Origin of the sequence: Variovorax sp. PBS-H4, assembly GCF_901827205.1 — a bacterium.
Classification (GTDB): Bacteria; Pseudomonadota; Gammaproteobacteria; order Burkholderiales; family Burkholderiaceae_C; genus Variovorax.
The window spans coordinates 1,508,095-1,533,207 of record NZ_LR594675.1; the positions used below are offsets into that span (position 1 = coordinate 1,508,095).

Here is a 25,113-nt window from a genome sequence, read left to right on the forward strand (position 1 = left end):
CCCATGACTGCCTCTACCGCTTTGCGCGATGCCCGCCGCCTTGTCGTCAAGGTGGGGTCCAGCCTGGTCACGAACGACGGCCGCGGTCTCGACGATCAGGCCATCGGCGAGTGGTGCCGCCAGCTTGCTGCCCTGGTGCGTGATGGCCGCGAGGTCGTGATGGTGTCCAGCGGGGCCATTGCCGAGGGCATGAAGCGCCTGGGTTGGCGCACGCGGCCGCACGAGGTCCATGAGCTGCAGGCCGCGGCAGCTGTAGGCCAGATGGGCCTGGCTCAGATCTACGAGACCAAACTGCGCGAGAACGGGCTGGGCAGCGCCCAGGTGCTGCTGACCCACGCCGACCTCGCCGACCGCGAGCGCTACCTGAACGCTCGATCCACGCTGGTGACCTTGCTCGCCCTGGGCGTTGTGCCGGTCATCAACGAGAACGACACGGTCGTCAACGACGAGATCAAGTTCGGCGACAACGACACATTGGGTGCGCTGGTCGCGAACCTTGTGGAGGCCGATGCGCTGGTCATCCTCACCGACCAGAAGGGTCTCTATTCCGCCGATCCGCGCAAGAACCCCGATGCGCGCTTCGTGCACGAGGCCGCCGCAGGAGATCCCGCCCTGGAGGCGATGGCGGGCGGGGCCGGCAGCAGCATCGGCCGGGGCGGCATGATCACCAAGATCCTGGCTGCGAAGCGCGCCGCAGGCTCGGGCGCATCAACCGTCATCGCCTGGGGCCGCGAGCCCGATGCCCTGCTGCGGCTGTCGCGCGGCGAGCCCATCGGCACCCTGCTGGTGGCGCAGACCGCCAAGCACCAGGCTCGCAAGCGCTGGATGGCGGATCACCTTCAGCTGCGCGGCTCGGTCACCGTTGATCCGGGCGCCGCGGCCAAGGTGCGGGGCGAAGGCAAGAGCCTGCTGCCCATCGGCATGACCGGCGTCGACGGCGAGTTCTCGCGCGGCGACGTGATCGCAGTCAGGGACGCGGCCGGTACCGAACTGGCCCGCGGGCTTGCCAATTACTCGAGCGCCGAGGCGCGGCTGCTGTGCCGCAAGCCATCCGCAGAATTCGAGCGCCTGCTCGGCTATGTGGCGGAACCGGAAATGGTGCACCGGGACAACATGGTCCTGATGCCCGGCTGAAGACTCAGGGGAGCTCGCGCAGCGGGTTCTTCATCTGCTGGACCATCTCTCGTACCGACGCGCGCGGCGCGTGGCCGCGGCAGACGCCCTGCAGCGCCAGCTCCTTGGCATAGCGCGAGTTGCGGTCGTCGATGCGCTTCCATTCCGGTGTCTTCGCGACTTGCCAGGCCCCATCGCCGTAGCGGGCGTACTGCTTGACCTCTTCCGAGGCACAGCGGATGCCTTCATAGAAGGCGTTGGTGCCGCCGCCCATCTTGCTGTTTGCCACCACCACGTAGCGGACCACGCCATCGCCCGTGACGCTGAGCGTGGCCGGGTCGACGCCGAACTTGAGCGACGAGTAGGCCGGCATCTCGATCGGGATCAACCGGCTCTCGCTGAAGGCGGGAGGCGGCGGCACTTCGGCTTCCTTCCACTCGTCGGCCTGAGCAGTGATCTTGGGCGGCGGCGGCATGCCGGCCTGGGCCCAGTCTGGATTGTCCGTGTCCCTGGCTGTCGACCCGCAGGCGGCCAGCGCACTTGCGAGGGCGAGCACCAGGAGGGGCCTAGCGCGGCGCATGAAGAGGGTCGTTGGTCGAGGACGGATCGGGCGCGGGACGAGGAGCATTAGGATTCGGATCGAAGCTTGCCCCGGGGGGCAGTTCGAAGTTGGGTTCATGGCCTGGGCCGGGAGGGTGTCGCTCGAATTCGCGAGCGCGCACGTTGCTGCGCAAGAAGCGGTTGCGGAAGTCTTGGCGAGGCAGGTAGCGAGCCAGTTCGGTCAGCGCCATCTCGTACACGCCGCGCTTGAATTCGACCACTACATCCAGCGGGACCCAGTAGTCGTGCCAGCGCCAAGCGTCGAATTCGGGGTGGTCGGTGGCGCGAAGGTTCAGGTCCCAGTCGTGGCCGATGAGCTGCAGCAGATACCAGATCTGCTTCTGGCCCTTGTAGTGCCCGCGAGCGTCACGGCGGATGAACCGGTCCGGCACCTCGTAGCGCAACCAGTCGCGGGTACGGGCCACGATGCGCACGTGCTCCGGCTGGAGTCCGACTTCTTCGTGCAGTTCCCGGAACATGGCTTGCTCGGGACTCTCGCCGCGATCGATGCCGCCTTGCGGGAACTGCCAGGAGTGGGTGCGGATGCGCTTGCCCCAGAAAACCTGGTTCTTCTGGTTGAGCAGGATGATGCCGACGTTGGGCCTGAAGCCGTCGCGGTCGAGCATAATCAAACCCCAATTTTTTTGAACTGAGTCGATTATGCATGCCGGGTCGCACTCGGCAAAGCGACCGGTTCCGTAGGCGCCGCCTGGGCGCCTCATCCCCTGTGCCCTTACCTGGATTCCTCCTGCGCAACGATGAAAGCTTCCCGATTCTTTATCTCCACCCTCAAGGAAGCGCCGGCGGATGCCGAGGTCGCGAGCCACCGGCTGATGCTGCGTGCCGGCATGATCAAGAAGCTGGGAACCGGGATCTACACCTACATGCCGATGGGGCTGCGCGTGATCCGCAAGGTCGAGGCCATCGTGCGCGAAGAAATGAACCGCGCCGGCGCCGTCGAGCTCACCATGCCCGTGGTGCAACCGGCCGAGCTGTGGGAGGAGAGCGGCCGCTTCCAGGCCTATGGTCCCGAGCTCCTGCGTATCAAGGACCGGCATGAGCGTGGCTTCGTCGTGCAGCCGACCAGCGAAGAGGTCGTGACCGACATCGCCCGCCAGGAGATTCGCAGCTACAAGCAGTTGCCGAAGAACTTCTACCAGATCCAGACCAAGTTCCGTGATGAGCGCCGTCCGCGCTTCGGATTGATGCGCGGGCGCGAATTCATCATGAAGGACGCCTACAGCTTCGACCGCGATCTCGAGAGCGCCAAGGCGAGCTACAAGGTCATGGCGGACGCCTACCGCCGGATCTTCGACCGCTTCGGGCTGCGCTATCGCGCGGTGGCAGCAGACAGCGGCGCCATCGGCGGCGACGTCAGCCAGGAATTCCAGGTGATCGCAGCCACCGGCGAGGATGCGATCGTCTACTGCCCGGGCAGCGACTATGCGGCCAACATGGAAAAGGCCGAGGCGCTGGCGCCTGCCGGCCCTCGGCCCGCGCCCGCCCAGCCGCTGGCGAAGACCCCCACCCCTGGCAAGGCCACCTGCGAGGAGGTGGCCGAGCTGCTGGACGTGCCGCTCTCGACCACCGTCAAGTCGCTCGTGCTGGCGACCGACAAGCTCGGCGCGGACGGGGCGATCGAAGGCCCGCAGGTCTGGTTGCTGCTGGTGCGCGGCGACCACGACATGAACGAGATCAAGGTGAGCAAGGTGCCGGGCCTGGACCAGGGCTTCCGCTTCGCAACCAGCGCCGAGATCGACGAGCACTTCGGCTGCAAGCCCGGCTACCTCGGCCCGCTCGGCCTGAAGCAGCCGGTCAAGCTGGTCGCCGATCGCGAGGTGGCGGTGATGGCCGACTGGATCACCGGCGCCAACGAGGTCGACTTCCACATGACCGGCGTCAACTGGGGCCGCGACCTGCCCGAGCCCGATCTGGTGGCCGACATCCGCAACGTGGTCGCTGGCGACCTCTCGCCGGACGGCAAGGGCGTGCTGGCGATCGAGCGGGGCATCGAAATCGGCCACGTGTTCGTCCTCGGCACCAAGTACAGCAAGCCGATGAACGCCACCTTCCTCGACGAGGCCGGCAAGCCGCAGTACCTCGAGATGGGCTGCTACGGCATCGGTGTCACGCGCCTGCCGGCGGCCGCCATCGAGCAGAACAACGACGAGCGCGGGATCATCTGGCCTGACGCCATTGCGCCCTTCACCGTGGTGCTGTGCCCCATCGGCATGGACCGCAGTGCCGAAGTCAAGCAGGTCGCCGAGGCGCTGTATGAGGAACTGCTCGCGGCCGGCGTGGACGTGCTGCTCGACGACCGCGGAGAGCGTCCGGGCGCGATGTTCGCCGACTGGGAATTGATCGGCGTGCCGCACCGTCTGGTGATCTCCGATCGCGGCATCAAGGAAGGCCAGTACGAGTACCAGCACCGCCGTGACACGGCCGCCATCAAGGTGCCTGCCTCGGACGCGGCAGCGTTCGTCAAGGGCAAACTGGCGGCATGAGCCTTGCGGCTGTTCTGAAGGCGCCCGGCACCGCTGCGCACACGGCTGAGGTTGTCGGGTGAGCCTGTCGCGGCGTTCGTGCCTGCTGGCGGGCGCCGCGGCCGGCACGCTGCCGTTGTGGCCCGGCGTGGCGCATGCGGGCGCGCAGATCGAAGAGCCGCTGATCGACTCGGTACGCAACGCCTTGAGCGCCTCCATCAGGAGCAGCGCCCCACCGAGACCGGAGTTCAGCGACACCGCCTCGCGGCTGGCCTACCTGCGCTGGCTGGGTGAGATGAGCGAGCGCCTGAAGAAGAAGATCCCCGGGCACCAGGAACGCATAGAGTTTTTGCAGACCGCGTGGTACGAGAGCAAGCGCGCAGGGCTCGAGGTCAGCCTGGTCCTCGGGCTCATTCAGGTTGAAAGCAACTTCCGGAAATTTGCCGTATCGAGCGCGGGTGCCCGGGGCCTCATGCAAGTCATGCCATTCTGGACGCGCGTGATCGGCAACGGCGATTCCTCGACCCTCTTTCGCATGCAGACCAACCTGCGCTTCGGCTGCGTGATCCTGCGACACTACCTCGACCGCGAAGCTGGCGATCTGTTCATGACACTGGGCCGATACAACGGCAGCCGCGGCAAGGCGCCTTACCCGAACGCGGTGTTCTCCAACCAGCGGCTCTGGGTCTTCAACGACCGGCGCGACGATCGCGGGTAGCTCGCGCGCTTTGCGCTAGGCCGCAGGCGTGGCGACCACCGCGCCGCCGCGCGTGACCATGACCTGGTCGATGCGGTGGCTGTCCACGTCCAACACCTCGAAGGTGAAGCCGCCCCAGCTCACGCAGTCGGTGCGCTTGGGCACGCGGCGCAACATCACCATCAGGAAGCCGGCCAGGGTCTCGTACTCCTCGGCGTGCGGCAGCTCGTCGATGTCGAGCGCGCGCTGCACGTCCTGGATCGGCGTCACGCCGTCGATCAGCCACGAGTTCTCGTCGCGCCGCACGATCTGCTGCTCCTCGTCCTGCACGCCGACCAGGTCGCCCATGACGGTGCTCATCACGTCGTTGAGCGTGATCACGCCGACCACCAGCGCGTACTCGTTGACGATGATCGCGAAGTCCTCGTGTGCCTGCTGGAACTGTTCCAGCACCTCGGTGAGCGACAGCCGGTCCGGGATGATCAGCGCCTTGTGCAGCGGCAAGCCCTGCCCGAAGGCCAGCGGCTGGCCGCTGAGGACGCGCTGGAACATGTCCTTCGCGTCCACGTAGCCCAGCACGTGATCGATGTCGCCCTCGCACACCGGGTAGGCCGAGTACGGCTCGGCCACGATGCGCGCGCGCAGCACCGCCTCGGGATCGTCCTTGTGGAACCATGCGATGCGATCGCGCGAGGTCATCACGCTGCTGACGAGCCGCGTTTCGAGCTCGAACACGTTGGCGATCACCTGCTGCTCGCGCACGGCCAGGATGCCGGCGCGAGCGCCAGCCTCGGTCATCGCCAGGATATCGGCGGAGGTGATCTTGTCGTCGCGCTGCATGGGCATGCCCAGGACCTTGAAGAGCAGGTCGGTGCACTGGGTGAAAAGCCAGACCAGCGGCTTCATCACCGTGATCAGCAGCTGCATCGGCCCGACCATGCGCATCGCCAGGCGCTCCGGATCGTTCATGCCCAGGCGCTTGGGAAAGAGATCGGCGAAGACCAGGAACACCGCGATGATGGTGACGAAGGAGGCCAGGAACGCGGCGGTCTGCGCCGTCTCGACCGTGAACCAGAGTTGAAACAGACGCGCGAAGTAGGGGCTGAGCGAACCTTCGCCGACCACGCCGCCGAGGATGGCGACCGCATTGAGCCCGATTTGCACCACGGTGAAGTAGTGTCCAGGCTGCTCCTGGATGCGCAGCACGCGCTCGGCACGCGCGTCGCCTTCGTCGGCCATCTGCCGCAGCCTCAGGCGACGCGAGGCGGCCAGTGAGATCTCCGCCAAAGAAAAAAAGGCGCTGGTCGCGATCAGGATGGCAATGATGAAAAGGCTTTGGGTCAGCGTCATGGGTCGGTCGCGGAAGACCGAGATAGTGCCATGAGCGGCAACCGGACCCGCGGCGCCGGCGCGCCGTGAGGTTGTTTACTGCACGAAGCCGATCCGGCTGCGTCCCGCTCCGGCGCGCGGCAAGTCCTCGACACGCACCTCCTCACGCGCCGCCAGCCGGGCATTGCCGAAGCCCGTCATCAGTGCACGCCGCATCTCACGCGGGGCGACGGTGGCGAGGTGGTCGAGCACGTCGTCCCGCGGCTCCTCGGCCAGCAGGCGGCCCCAGTCGTGCGCGTTGCGGATCGACGCGTAGAGCTGGCGCGCGATCTGCCGGGCCGCATCGGGCGACGGCGCATCGATTTCGAACACGTTCATGCGATTGAGGATCGGCTCGGGAATGCCGCGCGCGTCGTTCGCGGTCGTGACCCAGATCACCTGGCTTGCATCGATCGGCACCTCGGCAAACTCGTCGACGAAGGCATGGGCGGTGTCGTGCTCCAGCAGGCCGTAAAGCGCGCCCAATGGGTCGTACTGCACATCGGCGCCCGCTTTGTCGATCTCGTCGATCACCATGACCGGGTTGGCATATTGGCCGTCGACCAGGGCCTCGAACACCTTGCCGGGCTTCGCGCCCTTCCACTGCGAGGAGGCTCCCGAGAGCAGCCAGCCGGCGGTCATCGAGCTCATCGGCACCAGCGACATGCCGGTGCCCAGCAGCTCGGCCAGGCGCTTGGCGAAATGGGTCTTGCCGATGCCAGGCGGGCCCAGCAGGAGCATGGGCGTGACTTCGAGTCCGTCGCGGCTGTCCTGCGCCAGCGCGACGTGACGCCGCACATCGTCGAGTACCTCCGTGAAGTTGGGCAGCTCCGCGTAGAGCGCGCTCATCTCGGGCACGCCGCTGGGCTTGACCTGGAATCGTTCGGGGCCGCGCTCGAGCATGCGCTCGTAGGTGGTCCGCAGGTGCTCGTGGTCGCGGTCTGGCAGCTTGGCGAGCTTGCGCTCGACATCGTGCGTGCGGAACACGCTGCGCAGGTGCGCCACCGGCAACTGAAAAGACGAGGCAGGCGCCGTCGCCAGCTCGCGGGATGGGCGGGAATCCATTGTCAGACCTCCGTTCGATCACACTTGTGGCACAGCATAAGCCGTGCCCGGTGTCGGCGGTTGTCCAGGTTTTCTCGCTTCGAGGGCTTTTAAGCGGGTCAGACGCCGCCCTGGGGGTGCGTCGGGTCGACCCAGAGCACCGACTCCGGCTTCTCCACCGGCTCGATGTCGAGGTTGATGGCCACGGCCTCGCCGTCGCTTCGGCACAGCACGCACTCGAGCGCCTCGGTCGGGCTGGCATTGATTTCCTGGTGCGGCACATACGGCGGCACGTAGATGAAGTCGCCCGGGCCGGCCTCGGCGGTGAACTCCAGATGTTCGCCCCAGCGCATTCGGGCACGCCCGCGCACCACGTAGATCACGGATTCGAGGTGCCCGTGGTGATGCGCGCCGGTCTTCGCATCGGGATGGATGGTCACCGTGCCGGCCCAGAGCTTCTGTGCGCCGACGCGCGCAAAGTTGATGGCCGCGGCCCGGTTCATGCCGGGCGTCTGCGCGGTGTTCTTGTCGAGCTGGTTGCCCGGTATCACCCGCACGCCGTCATGCTTCCATGCGCCGTCGTGATCATGATCGGAATGTTCGTGGCTCACGGTACGTCCTCATGGCCGGCAAAGCCAGGCCCGTTGGTGAAACACCGCGGAACCGGCTTTGCCGGGCCGCTGGTGTTGCCCCCGGTAGGGGGTGGGCGGCTACACGAAGTGAGCCAACCTGGGGGCGAGCAACATTCTCACCGCGGAACCGGCTTTGCCGAGCCGCTGGTGTTGCCCCCGGTAGGGGGTGGGCGGCTACACGAAGTGAGCCAACCTGGGGGCGAGCAACATTCAACTGTTGAGGACCTGCTGCAGTTCGCCCGATTCGTACATTTCCATCAGGATGTCCGAGCCGCCGACGAACTCGCCCTTGACGTAAAGCTGCGGAATCGTCGGCCAGTTGCTGTATTCCTTGATGCCCTGGCGGATGCCTTCGTCCTCGAGGACATTGACGGTCTTGAGCGTGCGCGTGTCGACGCCCACGGCTTTGAGGATCTGGATGGCGCGGCCGGAGAAGCCGCACATCGGAAAACTGGCGTTGCCCTTCATGAAGAGCACGAGATCGTTGGTCTTGACGAGATCGTCGATGCGCTGCTGGACGTCGGACATGGGCCTCTCCAAAAAATGAGTTGGGCGGATTATTTCACCGTGCGCCAGATCCCGCCCGAGCAGCGCGCGATGCCTGCCAGGTCGTCACGGCTTTGCACCTCGATGAAACCGCGCCGCGAGAGCAGGGCGCGCACGGATGCAGCCTGGTCGTAGCCATGCTCCAGCAGCAGCCAGCCGCCCTCGCGCAGATGCGCGGGCGCGGCCTCGACAATGCGCCGGATATCGTCCAGCCCGTCGGCGCCGGAGACCAGGGCGCTCGACGGCTCGTGGCGCAGGGCGACCAGATGCGGATCGCCTGCGGCAACGTAGGGCGGATTGGAAACCACCAGGTCCAGCTCCAGTCCCGCGCCTTCCAGCCAGTCGGCCTCCGCGAAGCGCACGGCCAGCCCCAGGCGCCGCGCATTGGCACGGGCCACCGCCAGCGCATCGGGGCTGCGGTCGACCGCCGTGACCTCCGCATCGGGACGCGCGCGCTGGATGGCCAACGCGATCGCGCCACTGCCGGTGCCCAGATCGACCACCTTGGGCGACGTGCGGCCGTCGAGGGATTGCAGCGCCCAGTCGACCAGCGTTTCGGTATCTGGCCGCGGCACCAGCACGCGCGCATCGACCTGCAGGCCGAGCCCGTGGAATTCCTTTTCTCCTGTCAGGTAGGCCACCGGCTCGCCCGTCACCCGGCGAGCGCACAGCGAGGCGAAGGCCGGCCACACGGGGTCGACCAGGATGTCGGTGTCATGCGCCAGCAGCCACGCGCGGTCGCCGGAGGGCCGGCCCAGCACGTGCAGCAGCAGCAGCTGGGCGTCGAGCCGCGCTACCCCCAGCGCGGCGGCCGCGGCCAGCATCTGCGCCGCTGTCGATGGCGGCTGGCTGCCCGCGGGGGTCATGCGGGCAGGCTGGCTTCCAGCTCGGCCAGCTTCTCGGCCTCGAGCGCCGCGCGCAGCGCGTCGAGCACCTCGCCCAGATCACCTTCCATGATCGCCTGCAGCTTGTAGAGCGTGAGATTGATGCGGTGGTCGGTGAGCCGCCCTTGCGGAAAGTTGTAGGTGCGGATGCGGTCGCTGCGGTCGCCGCTGCCGATCAGGCCCTTGCGCAGCGCCGCATCCTTGGCGGCGCGCTCGCTGCGCTCCTTCTCCTGGATGCGCGCCGACAGGACCTGCAGCGCCTTGGCCTTGTTGCGATGCTGGCTGCGGTCGTCCTGGCACTCGGCCACGATGCCGGTCGGGATGTGCGTGATGCGCACCGCCGAATCGGTCTTGTTGATGTGCTGCCCGCCGGCGCCGCTGGCACGGTAGGTGTCGATACGCAGGTCCGCCGGGTTGATCTGCACTGCCTGTGCCTCGTCGGGTTCGGCCAGCACGGCCACCGTGCAGGCGCTGGTGTGGATGCGGCCCTGCGTCTCGGTCGCGGGCACGCGCTGCACCCGGTGGCCGCCCGACTCGAAGCGCAAGCGCCCGAAGACCTGGTCGCCGGTCACCCGCACCACCACTTCCTTGAAGCCGCCCAGTTCGCTTTCGCTGGCACTCACGATCTCGCAGCGCCAGCCGGCACGCTCGGCATGGCGCGTGTACATGCGCAGCAGGTCGCCGGCGAAGAGCGCCGACTCGTCGCCACCGGTGCCCGCCCGGATCTCGAGGAAGGCGTTGCGCGCATCCTCCGGGTCCTTCGGCAGCAGCAGGCGCTGGAGTTCGTCCTCCAACGCGACCAGCTCGGCCTCGGCCCCGGCGATCTCTTCGCGGGCCATCTCGGCCATGTCCGGCTCGTCCAGCATCTCGCGGGCGGCTGCCAAGTCGGATTCGCGCTGAAGGTATCGCTGGTAGCGGCCCGCCACCTGCGTCACCTCGGCATGCTCGCGCGAGATGTTCCGGTACTGCGTCATGTCGGACATGATGTCTTCGCGCGAAAGCAGGAAGTCGAGCTCGCCGAGGCGTTGGACGTAGCGCTCGAGCTGATGGCGGAGGAAGGGTTTCACTGGAAAGTCTTGGAAAGCGGAAGCGGGTACCGAACGCACGGGCGCTCGGCCGTCCGGCGTCGGATCGCCGGCTTCAAGACAGCGTCGCTAACGCTCTTTGCGCAGGAACAGCCGCGAGACGGCCTGCGCCGTGTGTTCGCGCGCTGTGGCGTCACCGGCGTGCAACTCGGCCATTGCGCCGTGCAGCATCTTCTGTGTGAGCCCGCGAGACAACGCCTCCAGCACGGCTTCCACGGGCTCGCCCTTGGCCAGCAGCTTGCGCGCGCGGGCCAGCTCGGCTGCGCGCCATTGGTCGGCCTGCGCGTTGAGCTGCTGGATCAGCGGCACGCTGCCGCGCTGGTCCAGCCAATGCATGAAGCTGCGAACGCCGGCGTCGATGATGACCTCGGCCTCCGCCACCGCGGCCTGGCGATTGGCATGGCCCTGCTGCACGACCTGGGCCAGGTCATCGACGGTGTAGAGGTAGATGTCTTCGAGGGCCTTGACCTCGACCTCGATGTCGCGCGGCACGGCCAGGTCCACCATGAACATCGGCCGGTGCTTGCGCAGCTTGAGCGCGCGCTCGACCGCGCCCAGGCCGATCAGCGGCAGCGTGCTCGCAGTGCAACTCACCACGATGTCGAATTCGGCCAGGCGCGCCGGCAGCTCGGCCAGGCGCATGGCCTCGCCGCCGAAGCGCGACGCCAGCTTCTCGCCGCGTTCCAGCGTGCGGTTGGCGATGACGATGGACTTGGGCTCCTTGGCCGCGAAGTGCGTCGCGGCCAGGTCGATCATTTCGCCCGCGCCGACGAACAGCACGCGCGTTTGCTTCAGGTCCTCGAACAGCTGCGCCGCCAGGCGCACGGCCGCGGCGGCCATGCTGATGGAGTGGGCGCCGATCTCGGTGGCGGTGCGCACTTCCTTCGCGACGGCGAAGGAGCGCTGGAACAGCTGGTTCAGCGTGCTGCCGAGCGCGCCCGCAGTTTCCGCGGCGCGCACCGCGTCCTTCATCTGGCCTAAGATCTGGGCCTCGCCCAGCACCATCGAGTCGAGCCCGCTGGCCACCCTGAACGCGTGGCGCGCCGCCTGGTCGTCGTGCAGCGTGTAGGCATGAGAGCGCAGCAAGGCAGGCGTCACGCCACCGCTCTGGGCCAGCCAGTCGACCGTGTGGTCGAGCGCCATGTGGTCGGCGGCGCAGTAGATCTCGGTGCGATTGCAGGTGGAGATGATCGCCGCTTCCACGTCCGGATGCCGGTGGGTGCCAAAGGAGCTGCGCAGGCTCTGCAAGGTCGGGGCAATCTGGTCGATGGCGAACGCGAAACGACCGCGCAGGTCGAGCGGCGCGGTCGTGTGGTTCAACCCGAGGGCCCAGACTGACATAACCCAGGATTATAAAATCCGCCGCCGGCAGCGGCCATCCACGATTCGGATGACCCCGATTGCCGCTTTCTTGCCCCATGTCCGCGCTCGATCTGCTGATTCACCTGCTCAACTTCGCGGCGCCCGCCTTCTGCGTCGCCCTGCTGCTGGCCGCCCTGTTCCGGCTCGCCATGCACGGCCGCAGCGCAGCCGTCCGCCTTTGGGTGCAGGTCGCCGTCAACTTTGCGACCGGGCTGGCAGTGCTGGTCGCCGGCCTGGTCTACTTCGGCCACGACGGGCGCATGGCGACCTATGCCGCCTTGGTGGTGGTGTGCGGCACCACGCAATGGTGGCTGCTGCGCGGCTGGCGCGGCTGAGCAGGAGCGGACGCGCTCACTGCGCGAGCGGGGGCACCGGCGGCGGGGGCGCCGGGGCGGGCGTCGGACCCTGGGGCGCTACCACCGCTGCCGCCACCAGCGACAGACCCGCTTCCTTGAAGCGATCGAGCATGGTGAACAGGACGTCGCTGCGCACGCCTCCGGCCAATCGCGGGCTCTGCACGAAAGCGATGGCCTGGAAGATCAGCATGCCACCCTCGATGCCTTCGAGCGTGACCGAAGGCGCCGGCGCCACGAGCACGCCGCCGTGATCGGTGCAGGCCGACAGCATCAGCTCGCGCGCCAGCTTGGCATCGGTGGTCAACGGCATCGGCAGCCGGATCAGGAGGCGCCCCTCGGCGTTGGTCAACGTCATGTTGCGCACCGTCTTCGTGATGAACTCCGAGTTCGGCACGATCAGCGTGGAGCGGTCGGCCAACTGGATCTCGGTGGCACGCACGTTGATGCGCCGCACGTCGCCCTCGGCCGTGCCCAGCACCACCCAGTCGCCCACCTTGACCGGTCGCTCGGCCAGCAGAATCAGCCCCGAGATGAAGTTCTGCACGATCGCCTGCAGGCCGAAGCCGATGCCCACGGAAAGCGCGCTCGCCACCCAGGCGATCCGCTCGATTCCGATCCCGAGCGCCGAAAGGCCCACGGCGATCACCAACGCGCCGCCGACGTAGCCGAGCAGCGTGGTGATCGAGCTCTGCATGCCGGGCTCCAGCGCGGTTTCCGGCAGGTAGCGCGCCTCCAGCCATTTCTTGAACACGCGCAGGGCGAGGAAGCCGCCGGCCAGCACCGCGACAGCACTGAAAATGGCGCCAGGCACCACTCGGAACTCGCCGATCTTGAGACCGGTGCCGAACTGCCCGCTGCGCTGGAACACCTCGCCCGGGCCCGTGCCCAGCGGTGTGGCGAGCGCGATCAGCATGTAGAAAAAGAGCGCGACCCGGGCCAGCCCCGAGAGCACAACGGCAGCCTGGTCGAGCGTTCGCGGCGCAAAGCCGAAGCTCTTCTGCAGCTTCTGGCCAAGCTCGCTCTTCGAGGCCACGGTGGCCATGAACAGGTCGTCCGCGAACTTGAAGAGCAGGTAGAACGCCGAGGCGACGATGCCGGTCCAGGTCAGCTGGTTGGCCAAGAAGCTGGCCAGCGCGACGTAGCCGATGCCCACCAGCACCCAGATCACGATGACCGCGAGCGCCACGGCGCTCAGCAGGAAGCTGATCCAGAGCGGGCGCTCAGGCTCACCCGACGTTGGCTCTCCCGGTTCAGCCTTCGCGGCTTCTGAGGGCGCGGCTTCGGCGGGCTCGTGCAGGCGAAGCAGCATCATGCCGATGAGCGCCGTCAGCCCCAGCGCGGTGACCACGTGGGTGGCGACCACGGCCGCGAAGCTGGCGTCGACGATGGCGTTGATCTGGCTCGGCACCCAGACCAGCGCCCCGATGACCGCCGTGAGCCAGGGAAAAGGCGCGAGCCGCCGCGCCATCGTGTTCGGAATGGGCGGCAGCCGCCACGAGGGCCGCTTGTTGGACAGCAGCGCGCGGCCCAGCCCGACCACGAAGGCAATGAAGATGATGGACTGCACCACCGCCTGGGCGAGCTTGCGGATCTGCGGCCCGAGGATCCCGTGGCGATCGAGCGTGGCGAACACGACCTGCGCCGCCAGCGCGATCAGCAGCACGTTCACGCCCACGACCACGATCACCAGCAGCGAGCGGCGCAGTCGGCCGGCCGGCAGCACCCGCGCTGCCAGCCGTACCAGCCCATGTTCGGCTGCCCAGTTGCCCAGCAGTGCGAGCAGCAGCGCAGCCGCCAGGCTGGCCAGCACCGATGCGCGATGGGCCGGATCCATGGCGGTGTCGACCGCAGCGCGCAGCTCGGTGCGCAGGCTCGCCAGGCGCTCCAGGTCGGAAGGCCAGGCGTCGCTGATGTCGAACCAGAATTGCCGGCCCAGCGGCGAAGGCGCGCGCTCGGTGAGCTGCGCCTCGAACAACCTGCGGCGCTTCGAGAGCAGCTCGCTGCCGCGCTGCTGGGCGTCGACCGTGATCAGGCGCGCCAGGCGGATGTCGGCGTCGAGCGCATTGCGTTCCTTCAGCAGGGTGGCGCGCTGGCGGGTGATGTCCGGGTCCTCCGGGGGAGCGCCCTCGGCCGGAGGGTTGCCCAGTTCGCCAAGTCGTGCGTTGAGGTCGTTGAGCTGCCCGGTGCGGGACAGGACGAACTTGTCGGCCTGGCCGCCGATGGCATTGATGCGGCCCAGCAGCTCGCGGACCTCCGCGTTGCTTTCGACCGAAGCGGGAATGCTGTCGAGCTGGGTCCGCAAGGCGGCCACCGTCGGTTCCGGCGGGGCGGCGGCGTCCTGCGCAAGGACCGCGCTCCCGAGGACGGCGGCCAGCAGCAGGGCTGCGAGACGAAGCATCCAGCTCATGGCCTGATCATAGAAGGGCACTGCCGAAGCCCCAGGCTCCGGACAATCAGCGCGCGGGGCTGAAGCGGTCGACGCGGTCGGTGACGATGCCGTCGGTGCCCAGGCCCGCCAGCCAGAGGGCGACCGATTCGTCGTTGACGGTGTAGCTGAGCGCGCGCATGTCGGCCGCATGCACCTGGGCCACCATGGCAGCGTCCCACAAGCCATAGTTGCAGACGATCGCCGCGCATTCCAGGCGGCTTGCCGTGTCGAGCCAGCCCTCACGAAGGCTGTCCAGAAGAAGGCCGCGCGGCAGCGCCGGCTCTGCTGCGAGCGCGCCTTCCAGGGATTCGGGCGCGAAAGAAGTCAACACGGGGGGCGGGAGGTCGGTGCGCACCCAGAGCCGGGCCACGAGCTGCGCGACGGCTTCGCCGGTGCGGCGCTCGGCGCCTGGCGTGGGCTTGATCTCGATGTCGAGCAGATAGCGGTTGGCCAGGCAGAAGCGGATCAAGGCTTCGAGCGTGGGCAGCGGCTCGCCGGCGTAGCGGCGCGAATGCCAGGCACCGGCGTCGAGCTGGGCCAACGCGCTCCACGGCTGCTCGCCGGCGACGCCGCGGCCGTTGCTCGTGCGCTCGAGGGTGCTGTCATGCAACAGAAAGGGCACGTCGTCGGCGCTGAGCTTGGCATCGCACTCGAACATGCGGTACCCGTGCTCGGCGCCCAGGCGGAAGGCGGCAAGCGTGTTTTCCGGGGCCAGCCTGCCGGCACCGCGGTGAGCGATCCAGAAGGGGTAGGGCCAGGCCTTCATGCAGCGCGCTTGCCCGAGCCGGCATCGAACCAATGCAGCTTGTCCTGCCGCGCCGCGATTTTCACCGTGTCGCCGGTGACTGGAGCGGGCTGGCCTTCGTCGGCGCGCACCACCAGTTGCTCCTCACCGACGCGGCCGTAGATCAGCCGCTCGGCACCGAGCAGCTCCACGTACTCGACCTGCACCGACCAGCCGTCCGTGTCCAGCGTGAGATGCTCCGGCCGGATGCCGAGGATCATCCCGGGGCGCACGCCCGGCGCGTGTTTGAGCAGGTTCATCGGCGGCGAACCGATGAACCCGGCCACGAAGGTGGTCGCGGGGCGCGCATACACCTCCTCGGGTGTGCCGAACTGGTCCATGACCCCCGCATTCATCACGATGATGCGCTGCGCCAGCGTCATCGCCTCGACCTGGTCGTGGGTGACGAAGAGCGAGGTGATGCCAAGTTCGCGGTGCAGCTTCTGGATCTCCAGCCGGGTCTGTGCGCGCAGCTTGGCGTCGAGGTTGGACAGCGGCTCGTCGAACAGGAACACCTGCGGCTGCCGCACGATGGCACGGCCCATGGCCACGCGCTGGCGTTGGCCGCCCGAGAGCTCGCGGGGTTTGCGATCGAGCAGGTGGCCGAGCTCGAGGATCTTCGCGGCCTTGTCCACGCGCGCCTTGATCTCTTCCTTGGGCACCTTTGCGATCCTGAGCCCGTAGGCCATGTTGTCGAAGTTCGACATGTGCGGGTACAGCGCGTAGTTCTGGAACACCATCGCGATGTCGCGCCGGGCCGGCTCGATGTTGTTCACCACGCGGTTGCCGATGGCGATCTCGCCGGCGCTGATTTCTTCCAGGCCCGCGACCATGCGCAGCAGCGTGGATTTGCCGCAGCCCGAGGGTCCGACGATGACGACGAATTCGCCGTCCTTGACGTCTGCCGAGACGCCGTGGATGACCTGGTTGGCCTTGGCCCCCTGGCCGTAGCGCTTGATGACGTTGCGAAGAGAGATGGCAGCCATTGCGTCGTTGTTTCTTTGTCGATTACTTTTCGGTATCCACGAGGCCCTTGACGAACCAGCGCTGCATCAGCACCACCACGATCACTGGCGGCACGAGCGCCAGGATGGCCGTGGCCATTACCAGGTTCCAGTCCACCGCGGCGTCGCCGGAGGCGATCATTCGCTTGATGCCGATCACCACCGGGTACATGTCTTCGCTGGTGGTGGCCAGCAGCGGCCACAGGTACTGGTTCCAGCCGTAGATGAACTGGATCACGAACAGCGCCGCGATCGAGGTCTGCGACAGCGGCACCAGGATGTCCTTGAAGAAGCGCATCGGCCCGGCGCCGTCCATGCGTGCCGCTTCCACCAGTTCGTCCGGCACGCTCAGGAAGAACTGCCGGAACAGGAATGTGGCGGTGGCCGATGCGATCAGCGGCACTGTCAGCCCTGCGTAGGTGTTGAGCATGTTGAGGTCTGCCAGCACCTTGTACGTCGGCAGGATGCGCACTTCCACGGGCAGCATCAGCGTCACGAAGATCATCCAGAAGACGATCTTCTTGAACGGAAAACGGAAGTACACGATGGCGAAGGCCGACAGCAGCGAGATCGCGATCTTGCCGATGCTGATGACCAGCGCCGTGACCAGGCTGATCCACATCATGCGGCCCACCACCACGCGCGCGCCTTGCGTATCGGCGCCGAGCAGGGCGGCACTGTAGTTCTCGAACATGTGGCCGCCCGGCAGCAGCGGCATCGGCACCCGCAGGATGGCGTCGCGCGTATGGGTGGACGCGATGAAGGCCAGGTAGATGGGGAAGACCACGATCGCGATGCCCAGGATCAGCACCACATGCGACAGGACGGTCAGGCCGGGGCGGCGTTCAACCATGGTGTTGCCTCCGGCTGAAGGACAGGGAAGCGTCGACGCAAGGGGTAGCGGAATGGGCGGCCATCAGTACTGGACCTTCTTTTCGACGTAGCGGAACTGGATCACCGTCAGCGCGACGACGATCACCATCAGCACCACCGACTGCGCGGCGGAGCCGCCCAGGTCCAGCGCCTTGAAACCGTCGTGCCAGACCTTGTAGACCAGGATCGCGGTGTCCCGACCCGGCCCGCCTTCCGTCGTCGCATGCACGATGGCGAAGGTGTCGAAGAATGCGTAGACGATGTTGATCACCAGCAGGAAGAAGGTGGTGGGCGACAGCAGTGGGAACTGGATGGTGGCGAAGCGCCGCAGCGGCCCGGCGCCGTCGATCGACGCCGCCTCGATCAATGCCTTGGGGATGGATTGCAAGCCTGCGAGGAAGAACAGGAAGTTGTACGAGATCTGCTTCCACACGGCGGCCACCACGATCAGCGTCAGGGCCTGGTTGGAGTTGAGCAGGTGGTTCCAGTCCACGCCGATGTAGCGCAGGAAGTACGACACTACCCCGATGCTGGGCGAGAACATGAACACCCACAGCACGCCCGCAATGGCCGGTGCCACGGCGTACGGAATGATCAGGAAGGTCTTGTAGACCAGGCCGCCTCGCAGGATGCGGTCGGCGAAGATGGCCAGCATCAACGACAGCGCGATGCCGCTGCCCGCCACCAGAACCGAAAAGAGCGCCGTGACCTTGAAGGACTCGACGTAGGCCGGATCTTCGAACAGGGTCTGAAAGTTCTCGAGGCCGACGAAAACGGTCGAGGTGCCGAAGGCGTCCTGCGACTGCAGCGATTGCCAGATGGCCTGGCTCGCAGGCCAGAAGAAGAACACCAGGATCACCGCCATCTGCGGGGCGACCAGCAGCCAGGGCAGCCACGCCGACCGGAAAAGAACGCGTTTCTCCATATCACTCCAGACCCTCAAAAACGAAACGCCCGCCCTCGGTCTTCCGATAAGGGCGGGCGTGCGAGTCTACTGCGGCGCCCACCTCCTCGGCAGGCACCCTCCCCGCTTGGCGGGGAGGGCAGGGTGGGGTGCCGTGGACGCCCAAAGGGCTGCGTAGGCGCGAGCCTGCGTCAGCCCTTGTTTGCTTTCTGGAAGCGCTCGAGCTGCTCGTCGCCGCGCTTGACGGCCGCGTCGAGTGCCTCCTTCGCCGTCTTCTTGCCGCTCCAGATCTGCTCGGTTTCCTCGTCGACGATGGTGCGGATCTGGACGAAGCTGCCCAGTCGGACACCGCGCGACTTGTCGGTGGTCTTGCGGATCATCTGCGTCACGGCCACGTCGGTGCCCGGGTTCTCCTTGTAGAAGCCCGAGGCGTCGGTCAGCTTGTAGGCGGCGGTGGTGATGGGCAGGTAGCCGGTGCGCTTGTGGCTATCGGACTGCACCTTGGTGTCGGACAGGTAGTTGAAGAAGCTCGCCACGCCCTTGTAGTGGTCGGCCGGCTTGCCGGACATGACCCACAGGCTGGCGCCGCCGATCACGGTGTTCTGAGGTGCGCCCTTGACGTCGGGGTAGTAGGGCAAGGTCGAGATGCCGTACTTGAACTTGGCGTCCTTGGCAACGCGGGCGTACAGGCCCGACGAGCCGGTCATCATGGCGCATTCGCCGGAAGGGAAGGCGGCGTCGGCCGTGTTGTTGCGGCCCTTGTAGACGAAGGTGCCGTCCTTGGACATCTTGGCCAGGTTCTCGAAGTGGCGCACTTGCAGCGGCGAGTTGAAGGCCAGGCGCGCACTGGGGCCGCCGAAGCCGTTGTTCTGCGTCGCATACAAGGTGTTGTGCCAGGCCGAGAAGCTTTCCAGCTGGGTCCAGCTCATCCAGCTCGTCGTGAAGGGGCACTTGTGGCCGCTGGCCTTCAGCTTGTCGGCTGCCGCGATGACCTCGGGCCACGTGGTGGGCGCTTTCTCGGGGTCCAGTCCGGCCGCCTTGAAGGCGTCCTTGTTGTAGTAGAAGATCGTCGTCGAGCTGTTGAAGGGGAAGCTCAGCATCTGGCCGTTCGGCGCCGTGTAGTAGCCCGCCACTGCGGGCACATAGACGCTCGGGTCGAACTTGGCGCCGCCCGTGCTCATCACTTCGCCCACCGGCTTGATGGCCCCCTTGGAGGCCATCATGGTCGCGGTCCCCACCTCGAACACCTGCAGGATGTCGGGTGCATTGCCCGAGCGGAAGGCGGCGATGGCGGCCGTCATGGACTCGTCGTACTGGCCCTTGTAAGTGGGCACGATCTTGTAGTCCTTCTGGCTCTCGTTGTAATGCTTGGCCAGATCGTTGACCCACTCGCCGAGCGGGCCGCTCATCGAATGCCACCACTGTATTTCCGTCTGGGCCATGGCCGGGGCCGAAAGCGTTGCCGAAAGCGCCGATGCCACGGCGAACGTCTTGAATCGCATGAGAGAGACTCCTGAGGAGGAAAAACGAAAGCGCGAATGCTAGGCCGCGCGTATGACACGGCCGCGTCACATTTTGTGGCAGCACAGCAGCAGGCCAACAGACGGGGAAACCCTTTTTGCGTCTGGGCCGCAGGGCTGCGCGGGGCGGCTTGCTGCGCTGCACCATGCTAGCATCGCCCTCCCTTTTTCAGGTGTTGGTGCCTCCTCCTGAACTTCGGTCGGGGCCTCAGCCAAGCGTATGAGCAAAACCTCCCTCGACAAAAGCAAGATCAAGTTCCTTCTGCTCGAAGGCATTCACCCTTCGGCTGTCGAGGTGCTGCGGACTGCGGGCTATACCAGCATCGAGACACTGCCGGGCGCCTTGCCGGAAGAGGACCTGAAGCAGCGAGTCGCCGACGTGCATTTCCTCGGCATCCGCTCGCGCACGCAACTGACCGCGGAGGTCTTTGCTGCCGCCCAGAAGCTCGTTGCCGTCGGGGCTTTCTGCATCGGGACGAACCAGATCAATCTCGATGCCGCGCGCGAGCACGGCGTGGCGGTCTTCAACGCGCCGTACTCCAATACGCGCTCGGTTGCCGAGCTGGTGTTGGCCGAGGCCATCCTGCTGCTGCGCGGTATTCCCGAGAAAAGCGCCGTTGCGCACCGCGGCGGCTGGCTCAAGTCGGCCGAGAACGCCTTCGAGATCCGGGGCAAGACGCTCGGCATCGTGGGCTACGGTTCCATCGGCGCGCAGCTCTCCGTGCTGGCCGAGGCGCTGGGCATGCAGGTGGCTTTCTTCGACGTGGTCACCAAGCTGCCGCTGGGCAACGCGCGTCAGGTTCGCACGCTGAACGAGCTGCTGCTGCAGAGCGACATCGTGAGCCTGCACGTGCCGGAGACGCCGGCCACCCAGTGGATGATCGGGGCCAGGGAAATTTCGGCGATGCGTCCCGGCTCGATCCTGATCAATGCCTCGCGCGGTACCGTGGTCGACATCGAAGCGCTGGCCGAGGCGCTGAAGCAGAAGAAGCTGCTGGGCGCCGCAATCGATGTGTTCCCGGTCGAGCCGCGCAGCAACAAGGACGAGTTCCAGTCGCCGTTGCGCGGGCTGGACAATGCAATCCTCACGCCGCACATCGGCGGCTCGACCATGGAGGCGCAGGCCAACATCGGGCTCGAGGTGGCCGAGAAGCTGGTCAAGTACAGCGACAACGGCACCTCCACGTCCTCGGTCAACTTTCCCGAGGTGGCGCTGCCGGCGCATCCCGGCAAGCACCGGCTGCTGCACATCCACCGCAACGTGCCCGGCGTGCTCTCCGACATCAACCGCGTGTTCGCCGACAACCACATCAACATCGCGTCGCAGTACCTGCAGACCAACGAGACGGTCGGTTATGTGGTGACGGATGTCGACGCCGCCTATTCCGACCTCGCGCTCGAGAAACTGGCGAAGGTGCCCGGAACGATCCGAAGCCGGGTGCTGTTCTAGGTCGCGTCCGGCAGCACGGTCGGGCCTGACTTAAAATTCGTGGCCCTGGTTCAGGGGCGCGCAGCGCCCGACCGAGGCCCATCCCGATGAATGCACCGACCGCGTTGACGGCGTTGTTGTCGCAGGCCGCAGAGCCCGCGCGATTGCGTGAGATCCCTTACAACTACACCAGCTTCTCCGATCGCGAGATCGTGATCCGCCTTTTGGGCGAGCGCGGCTGGGAACTGCTGCAGAGCTTGCGCGCCGAGCGCCGAACCGGCCGCTCCGCACGCATGCTGTACGAGGTGCTGGGGGACATCTGGGTGGTGCAGCGCAACCCCTATCTCGTCGACGACCTGCTGGACAACCCGCGCCGGCGTGGCCAACTGGTGGATGCGCTCAACCACCGCCTGTCCGAGGTTCAGAAGCGGCGCACGCCCGACGCCGCCGCCCAGCGCGATTCGTTGGTGGGCGAGCTCACCGCGCTGGTGGCGCAGGCCGTGCAGGCCTTCGACGCCTTGTTCCGCGATGTGGCGGCGCTGCGCCGCAAGGCCACGCGCACGCTCGGCCGGCTCACGGCGCGCGACAACATCAAGTTCGACGGGCTCTCGCGGGTGTCGCACGTCACCGACGCGACCGATTGGCGGGTCGAATACCCCTTCGTGGTCCTGACGCCCGACACCGAGGCCGAGATGGCCGCGCTGGTCAAGGGCTGCATCGAGCTCGGCCTCACCATCATTCCGCGGGGCGGCGGCACCGGCTACACCGGCGGCGCAATCCCGCTGGCCTGGAACAGCGCTGTCATCAACACCGAGAAGCTGGAGGCGATGACCGAGGTCGAGATGGTCTCCCTGCCAGGCGTCGAGCAGCCCGTGCCCACCGTGTGGACCGAGGCCGGCGTCGTGACCCAGCGCGTGGCCGACGCGGCCGAGCGCGCGGGCTTCGTGTTCGCCGTCGATCCCACTTCGGCCGAGGCCTCCTGCGTCGGCGGCAATGTCGCGATGAACGCGGGCGGCAAGAAGGCGGTTCTGTGGGGCACTGCGCTCGACAACCTGGCCTCGTGGCGCATGGTGACCCCCGAGGCCGAATGGCTGGAAGTCACGCGCATCGGGCACAACCTGGGCAAGATCCACGACGCCGAAAGCGCCGTCTTCGATCTTCAGTACTTCGCGGCCGATGGCCGTACCAGGCTGCGCAGCGAGCGGCTCGAGATCCCCGGCAAGACCTTTCGCAAGGAGGGCCTGGGCAAGGACGTGACCGACAAGTTCCTCTCGGGCTTGCCTGGCATCCAGAAAGAGGGCTGCGACGGCCTGATCACCAGCTGCCGCTGGGTCGTGCACCGCATGCCTGCGCACACCCGCACGGTGTGCCTGGAGTTCTTCGGCAATGCCAAGGATGCGGTGCCCAGCATCGTCGAGATCAAGGACTTCATGTTCGCCGAGCAAAAGCGTTCCGGCGTGCTGCTGGCGGGCCTCGAGCACCTGGACGACCGCTATCTCAAGGCCGTGGGCTACGCCACCAAGTCCAAGAAGCACGGCGGCCTGCCGAAGATGGTGCTGTTCGGCGACATCGCCGGCGACGATGCCGACGCGGTGGCGCGGGTGACCTCCGAGGTGGTGCGCATCGCCAACTCCCGCAGCGGCGAAGGCTTCATCGCCATCAGCCCCGAGGCGCGCAAGAAGTTCTGGCTCGACCGCAAGCGCACCGCTGCCATCAGCCGCCACACCAACGCCTTCAAGATCAACGAGGACGTGGTGATTCCGCTGCCGCGCATGGCCGAATACACCGATGGCATCGAGCGCATCAACATCGAGCTCTCGCTGCGGAACAAGCTGGCGCTCGCTGATGAGCTGGAGGCCTTCTTCCTGCGCGGGAGCCTGCCGCTGGGCAAGAGCGACGACGCCAACGAGATCTCGTCGGCCGAGCTGCTGGAAGACCGCGTGGCCCAAGCCGTGGTGCTGGTGCGCGAGGTGCGTTCGCTGTGGCAGGGCTGGCTCGATCGGATCGACACGCTGTTCCCGCAGCTGCAGGACCATTCGCTGCGCGCGAGCTGGAAGACGCAGATCCGCGCGCCGCTTGCCGCCATCTTCTCGGGGGCGGAGTTTGCGCCCATCCTTGCCGAGTGCAACGCGATCCACCAGCGAGTCCTCAAGGGCCGGGTGTGGGTAGCACTGCACATGCATGCCGGCGACGGCAACGTGCACACCAACATCCCGGTCAACAGCGACAACTACGAGATGCTGCAAACCGCGCACGCCGCGGTGGCGCGCATCATGGTGCTGGCGCGCAGCCTGGACGGCGTGATCTCCGGCGAGCACGGCATCGGCATCACCAAGCTCGAGTTCCTGTCCGACGACGAGCTGCGGCCCTTCGCGGACTACAAGCAGCGTATCGACCCGGAAGGCCGCTTCAACAAGGGCAAGCTGCTGCGGCCCTCGATGCATGCCGGCCCCGGGCTCTACGCCGACCTGACCAATGCCTACACCCCCAGCTTCGGGCTGATGGGCCATGAGTCGCTCATCATGCAGCAGAGCGACATCGGCGCCATTGCCGACAGCGTGAAGGACTGCCTGCGTTGCGGCAAGTGCAAGCCGGTGTGCGCGACCCACGTGCCGCGCGCCAACCTGCTCTACTCGCCGCGCAACAAGATCCTTGCGACTTCGCTGCTGGTCGAGGCTTTCCTCTACGAGGAACAGACCCGGCGCGGCGTCAGCATCAAGCACTGGGAGGAGTTCGAGGACGTCGCCGACCACTGCACGGTCTGCCACAAGTGCCTCACGCCCTGCCCGGTGAACATCGACTTCGGCGATGTGTCGATGAACATGCGCAACCTGCTGCGCAAGATGGGCCAGAAGTCCTTTCGCCCCGGCAATGCGGCGGCGATGCTGTTCCTCAACGCCACCAACCCGCAGACCATCAAGGCCATGCGAACCGGCATGGTGGACATCGGCTTCAAGGCCCAGCGCCTGGCCAACGACCTGCTCCGTGGCCTCGCGCGCATGCAGACCGCGGCGCCGCCGGCCACGGTCGGGCCAGCGCCGCTCAAGGAGCAGGTGATCCACTTCGTCAACAAGAAGATGCCGGGCGGCCTGCCCAACAAGACGGCACGGGCGCTGCTGGACATCGAGGATGCCGACTACGTGCCGATCATCCGCGACCCCAAGGCGACGACGCCCGAGACGGAGGCGGTGTTCTACTTTCCAGGGTGCGGCTCGGAACGGCTGTTCTCGCAGGTCGGGCTGGCCACGCAGGCGATGCTGTGGCACGCGGGCGTTCAGACCGTGCTGCCGCCCGGTTATCTCTGCTGCGGCTACCCGCAGCGCGGCAGCGGCCAGTACGACCGTGCCGAGAAGATGATCACCGACAACCGGGTGCTCTTCCACCGCGTCGCCAATACGCTGAACTACCTCGACATCAAGACCGTGGTGGTGAGCTGCGGCACCTGCTACGACCAGCTGCAGGGCTACCAGTTCGAGAAGATCTTCCCGGGCTGCCGCATCATCGACATCCACGAGTACTTGCTCGAAAAGGGCATCACCCTGGAAAGCTCCGCGCCTGGCGCAGACGGCTCGGCCTACCTCTACCACGACCCCTGCCACAGCCCGATGAAGCTGCAGGATCCGATGAAGACGGTGAAGGCGCTCGTCGGCGAGCAGGTGCTCAAGAACGACCGCTGCTGCGGCGAGTCCGGTACCTTCGGCGTGACGCGCCCGGACATTTCGACGCAGGTCCGCTTCCGCAAGGAGGAGGAGCTGCGCAAGGGAGAAGCCGCGCTGCGCAACAGCGGCATGGCCGCGCCCAAGGGCAACGTCAAGATCCTCACCAGTTGCCCGAGCTGCCTGCAAGGCCTGAGCCGCTACGGCAAGGACCTCGAGAACGGCCTGCTGGAAGCCGACTACATCGTTGTCGAGATGGCCAACAAGATCCTTGGCAAGGACTGGATGCCCGCGTACGTGGCCGCGGCCAATCAGGGTGGCATCGAGCGGGTGCTGGTATGACGG

21 protein-coding genes are annotated in these 25,113 nt (G+C 66.7%); 6 read left to right on the top strand and 15 right to left on the bottom strand.

From position 1 onward, the window contains the following. Positions 1-3 precede the first annotated feature (3 nt). Complete coding sequence (gene proB / locus E5CHR_RS07075) at positions 4-1,134, top strand: glutamate 5-kinase (RefSeq protein WP_162579034.1); 1,131 nt, start codon at positions 4-6, stop codon at positions 1,132-1,134. A gap of 4 nt (positions 1,135-1,138) precedes the next feature. Here proB and E5CHR_RS07080 read toward each other — a convergent pair whose 3' ends face one another. Beyond that, positions 1,139-1,693, bottom strand: coding sequence for a CNP1-like family protein (locus E5CHR_RS07080; RefSeq protein WP_162579035.1), 555 nt, complete (start codon positions 1,691-1,693; stop codon positions 1,139-1,141). Continuing rightward, complete coding sequence (locus E5CHR_RS07085) at positions 1,680-2,339, bottom strand: RNA pyrophosphohydrolase (RefSeq protein WP_162583602.1); 660 nt, start codon at positions 2,337-2,339, stop codon at positions 1,680-1,682. Before E5CHR_RS07085 ends, E5CHR_RS07080 begins: the two co-directional genes overlap by 14 nt. Before the next feature lie 132 nt (positions 2,340-2,471). Between E5CHR_RS07085 and E5CHR_RS07090 the strand changes: the two genes are divergently transcribed. After that, positions 2,472-4,217, top strand: a complete 1,746-nt coding sequence (locus E5CHR_RS07090) for a proline--tRNA ligase (protein WP_162579036.1) — start codon at positions 2,472-2,474, stop codon at positions 4,215-4,217. Positions 4,218-4,275: 58 nt separating this feature from the next. Further along, the gene (locus E5CHR_RS07095) at positions 4,276-4,914 is read left to right on the top strand and encodes a lytic transglycosylase domain-containing protein (RefSeq protein WP_162579037.1); all 639 of its coding nucleotides are present in this window, start codon (positions 4,276-4,278) and stop codon (positions 4,912-4,914) included. A 15-nt stretch (positions 4,915-4,929) separates the two neighbouring features. On the opposite strand, the gene E5CHR_RS07100 is transcribed toward E5CHR_RS07095, so the two are convergent. The 7 genes from E5CHR_RS07100 to hemA form a co-directional block, all read right to left on the bottom strand. After that, positions 4,930-6,243 (bottom strand): hemolysin family protein, encoded by a 1,314-nt coding sequence (locus tag E5CHR_RS07100; RefSeq protein WP_162579038.1) that lies wholly within the window; start codon positions 6,241-6,243, stop codon positions 4,930-4,932. 75 nt (positions 6,244-6,318) lie between these two features. Then, positions 6,319-7,326 (bottom strand): AAA family ATPase, encoded by a 1,008-nt coding sequence (locus E5CHR_RS07105; protein WP_162579039.1) that lies wholly within the window; start codon positions 7,324-7,326, stop codon positions 6,319-6,321. A 98-nt stretch (positions 7,327-7,424) separates the two neighbouring features. After that, positions 7,425-7,916, bottom strand: coding sequence for a cupin domain-containing protein (locus E5CHR_RS07110; protein ID WP_162579040.1), 492 nt, complete (start codon positions 7,914-7,916; stop codon positions 7,425-7,427). 231 nt (positions 7,917-8,147) lie between these two features. Further along, positions 8,148-8,465: a Grx4 family monothiol glutaredoxin gene (gene grxD / locus E5CHR_RS07115; protein WP_162579041.1), complete on the bottom strand. Its 318-nt coding sequence runs from the start codon at positions 8,463-8,465 to the stop codon at positions 8,148-8,150. Positions 8,466-8,494: 29 nt separating this feature from the next. Further along, entirely contained in the window at positions 8,495-9,349 is an 855-nt protein-coding gene (gene prmC, locus E5CHR_RS07120) for a peptide chain release factor N(5)-glutamine methyltransferase (RefSeq protein WP_162579042.1), read from the bottom strand. Continuing rightward, on the bottom strand, positions 9,346-10,434 hold the full coding sequence (gene prfA, locus E5CHR_RS07125) for a peptide chain release factor 1 (RefSeq protein ID WP_162579043.1): 1,089 nt from the start codon (positions 10,432-10,434) through the stop codon (positions 9,346-9,348). Before prfA ends, prmC begins: the two co-directional genes overlap by 4 nt. 87 nt (positions 10,435-10,521) lie before the next feature. Further along, a complete protein-coding gene (hemA, locus tag E5CHR_RS07130) occupies positions 10,522-11,793 on the bottom strand; it encodes a glutamyl-tRNA reductase (RefSeq protein ID WP_162579044.1) in 1,272 nt (423 codons plus the stop codon). A 77-nt stretch (positions 11,794-11,870) separates the two neighbouring features. On the opposite strand from hemA, the gene E5CHR_RS07135 reads away from it, so the two are divergent. Beyond that, on the top strand, positions 11,871-12,149 hold the full coding sequence (locus E5CHR_RS07135) for a hypothetical protein (RefSeq protein ID WP_162579045.1): 279 nt from the start codon (positions 11,871-11,873) through the stop codon (positions 12,147-12,149). Positions 12,150-12,165: 16 nt separating this feature from the next. On the opposite strand, the gene E5CHR_RS07140 is transcribed toward E5CHR_RS07135, so the two are convergent. The 6 genes from E5CHR_RS07140 to ugpB all read right to left on the bottom strand — a co-directional run bounded on the left by E5CHR_RS07140 (position 12,166) and on the right by ugpB (position 19,665). Continuing rightward, positions 12,166-14,577, bottom strand: a complete 2,412-nt coding sequence (locus E5CHR_RS07140; RefSeq protein WP_162579046.1) for a DUF3772 domain-containing protein — start codon at positions 14,575-14,577, stop codon at positions 12,166-12,168. A 46-nt stretch (positions 14,578-14,623) separates the two neighbouring features. Further along, entirely contained in the window at positions 14,624-15,364 is a 741-nt protein-coding gene (gene ugpQ, locus E5CHR_RS07145) for a glycerophosphodiester phosphodiesterase (RefSeq protein ID WP_162579047.1), read from the bottom strand. Next, positions 15,361-16,368 carry a sn-glycerol-3-phosphate ABC transporter ATP-binding protein UgpC gene (ugpC, locus tag E5CHR_RS07150; protein WP_162579048.1) on the bottom strand — a complete coding sequence of 336 codons (1,008 nt, stop codon included), beginning with the start codon at positions 16,366-16,368 and terminating at the stop codon, positions 15,361-15,363. The genes ugpQ and ugpC overlap by 4 nt, the downstream gene beginning before the upstream one ends. A gap of 22 nt (positions 16,369-16,390) precedes the next feature. After that, complete coding sequence (gene ugpE, locus E5CHR_RS07155; protein ID WP_162579049.1) at positions 16,391-17,239, bottom strand: sn-glycerol-3-phosphate ABC transporter permease UgpE; 849 nt, start codon at positions 17,237-17,239, stop codon at positions 16,391-16,393. A 63-nt stretch (positions 17,240-17,302) separates the two neighbouring features. Next, positions 17,303-18,184, bottom strand: a complete 882-nt coding sequence (ugpA, locus tag E5CHR_RS07160; protein ID WP_162579050.1) for a sn-glycerol-3-phosphate ABC transporter permease UgpA — start codon at positions 18,182-18,184, stop codon at positions 17,303-17,305. Positions 18,185-18,354: 170 nt separating this feature from the next. Continuing rightward, entirely contained in the window at positions 18,355-19,665 is a 1,311-nt protein-coding gene (gene ugpB / locus E5CHR_RS07165; RefSeq protein WP_162579051.1) for a sn-glycerol-3-phosphate ABC transporter substrate-binding protein UgpB, read from the bottom strand. A 238-nt stretch (positions 19,666-19,903) separates the two neighbouring features. Here ugpB and serA point away from each other — a divergent pair, with 238 nt between their 5' ends. Together serA and E5CHR_RS07175 are read left to right on the top strand one after the other, a co-directional pair. Then, complete coding sequence (gene serA / locus E5CHR_RS07170) at positions 19,904-21,133, top strand: phosphoglycerate dehydrogenase (protein ID WP_162579052.1); 1,230 nt, start codon at positions 19,904-19,906, stop codon at positions 21,131-21,133. A gap of 86 nt (positions 21,134-21,219) precedes the next feature. After that, a complete protein-coding gene (locus E5CHR_RS07175; protein ID WP_162579053.1) occupies positions 21,220-25,110 on the top strand; it encodes a DUF3683 domain-containing protein in 3,891 nt (1,296 codons plus the stop codon). The last annotated feature ends 3 nt before the right edge of the window (positions 25,111-25,113 follow it).

Excerpts from the sequence above, each read along its gene's own strand:
- proB (WP_162579034.1), top strand. The coding sequence starts at position 4 with ATGACTGCCTCTACCGCTTTGCGCGATGCCCGCCGCCTTGTCGTCAAG.
- E5CHR_RS07080 (WP_162579035.1), bottom strand. The coding sequence starts at position 1,693 with ATGCGCCGCGCTAGGCCCCTCCTGGTGCTCGCCCTCGCAAGTGCGCTG.
- E5CHR_RS07085 (WP_162583602.1), bottom strand. The coding sequence starts at position 2,339 with ATGCTCGACCGCGACGGCTTCAGGCCCAACGTCGGCATCATCCTGCTC.
- E5CHR_RS07090 (WP_162579036.1), top strand. The coding sequence starts at position 2,472 with ATGAAAGCTTCCCGATTCTTTATCTCCACCCTCAAGGAAGCGCCGGCG.
- E5CHR_RS07100 (WP_162579038.1), bottom strand. The coding sequence starts at position 6,243 with ATGACGCTGACCCAAAGCCTTTTCATCATTGCCATCCTGATCGCGACC.
- E5CHR_RS07105 (WP_162579039.1), bottom strand. The coding sequence starts at position 7,326 with ATGGATTCCCGCCCATCCCGCGAGCTGGCGACGGCGCCTGCCTCGTCT.
- grxD (WP_162579041.1), bottom strand. The coding sequence starts at position 8,465 with ATGTCCGACGTCCAGCAGCGCATCGACGATCTCGTCAAGACCAACGAT.
- prmC (WP_162579042.1), bottom strand. The coding sequence starts at position 9,349 with ATGACCCCCGCGGGCAGCCAGCCGCCATCGACAGCGGCGCAGATGCTG.
- hemA (WP_162579044.1), bottom strand. The coding sequence starts at position 11,793 with ATGTCAGTCTGGGCCCTCGGGTTGAACCACACGACCGCGCCGCTCGAC.
- E5CHR_RS07135 (WP_162579045.1), top strand. The coding sequence starts at position 11,871 with ATGTCCGCGCTCGATCTGCTGATTCACCTGCTCAACTTCGCGGCGCCC.
- E5CHR_RS07140 (WP_162579046.1), bottom strand. The coding sequence starts at position 14,577 with ATGAGCTGGATGCTTCGTCTCGCAGCCCTGCTGCTGGCCGCCGTCCTC.
- ugpQ (WP_162579047.1), bottom strand. The coding sequence starts at position 15,364 with ATGAAGGCCTGGCCCTACCCCTTCTGGATCGCTCACCGCGGTGCCGGC.
- ugpC (WP_162579048.1), bottom strand. The coding sequence starts at position 16,368 with ATGGCTGCCATCTCTCTTCGCAACGTCATCAAGCGCTACGGCCAGGGG.
- ugpE (WP_162579049.1), bottom strand. The coding sequence starts at position 17,239 with ATGGTTGAACGCCGCCCCGGCCTGACCGTCCTGTCGCATGTGGTGCTG.
- ugpA (WP_162579050.1), bottom strand. The coding sequence starts at position 18,184 with ATGGAGAAACGCGTTCTTTTCCGGTCGGCGTGGCTGCCCTGGCTGCTG.
- ugpB (WP_162579051.1), bottom strand. The coding sequence starts at position 19,665 with ATGCGATTCAAGACGTTCGCCGTGGCATCGGCGCTTTCGGCAACGCTT.
- serA (WP_162579052.1), top strand. The coding sequence starts at position 19,904 with ATGAGCAAAACCTCCCTCGACAAAAGCAAGATCAAGTTCCTTCTGCTC.
- E5CHR_RS07175 (WP_162579053.1), top strand. The coding sequence starts at position 21,220 with ATGAATGCACCGACCGCGTTGACGGCGTTGTTGTCGCAGGCCGCAGAG.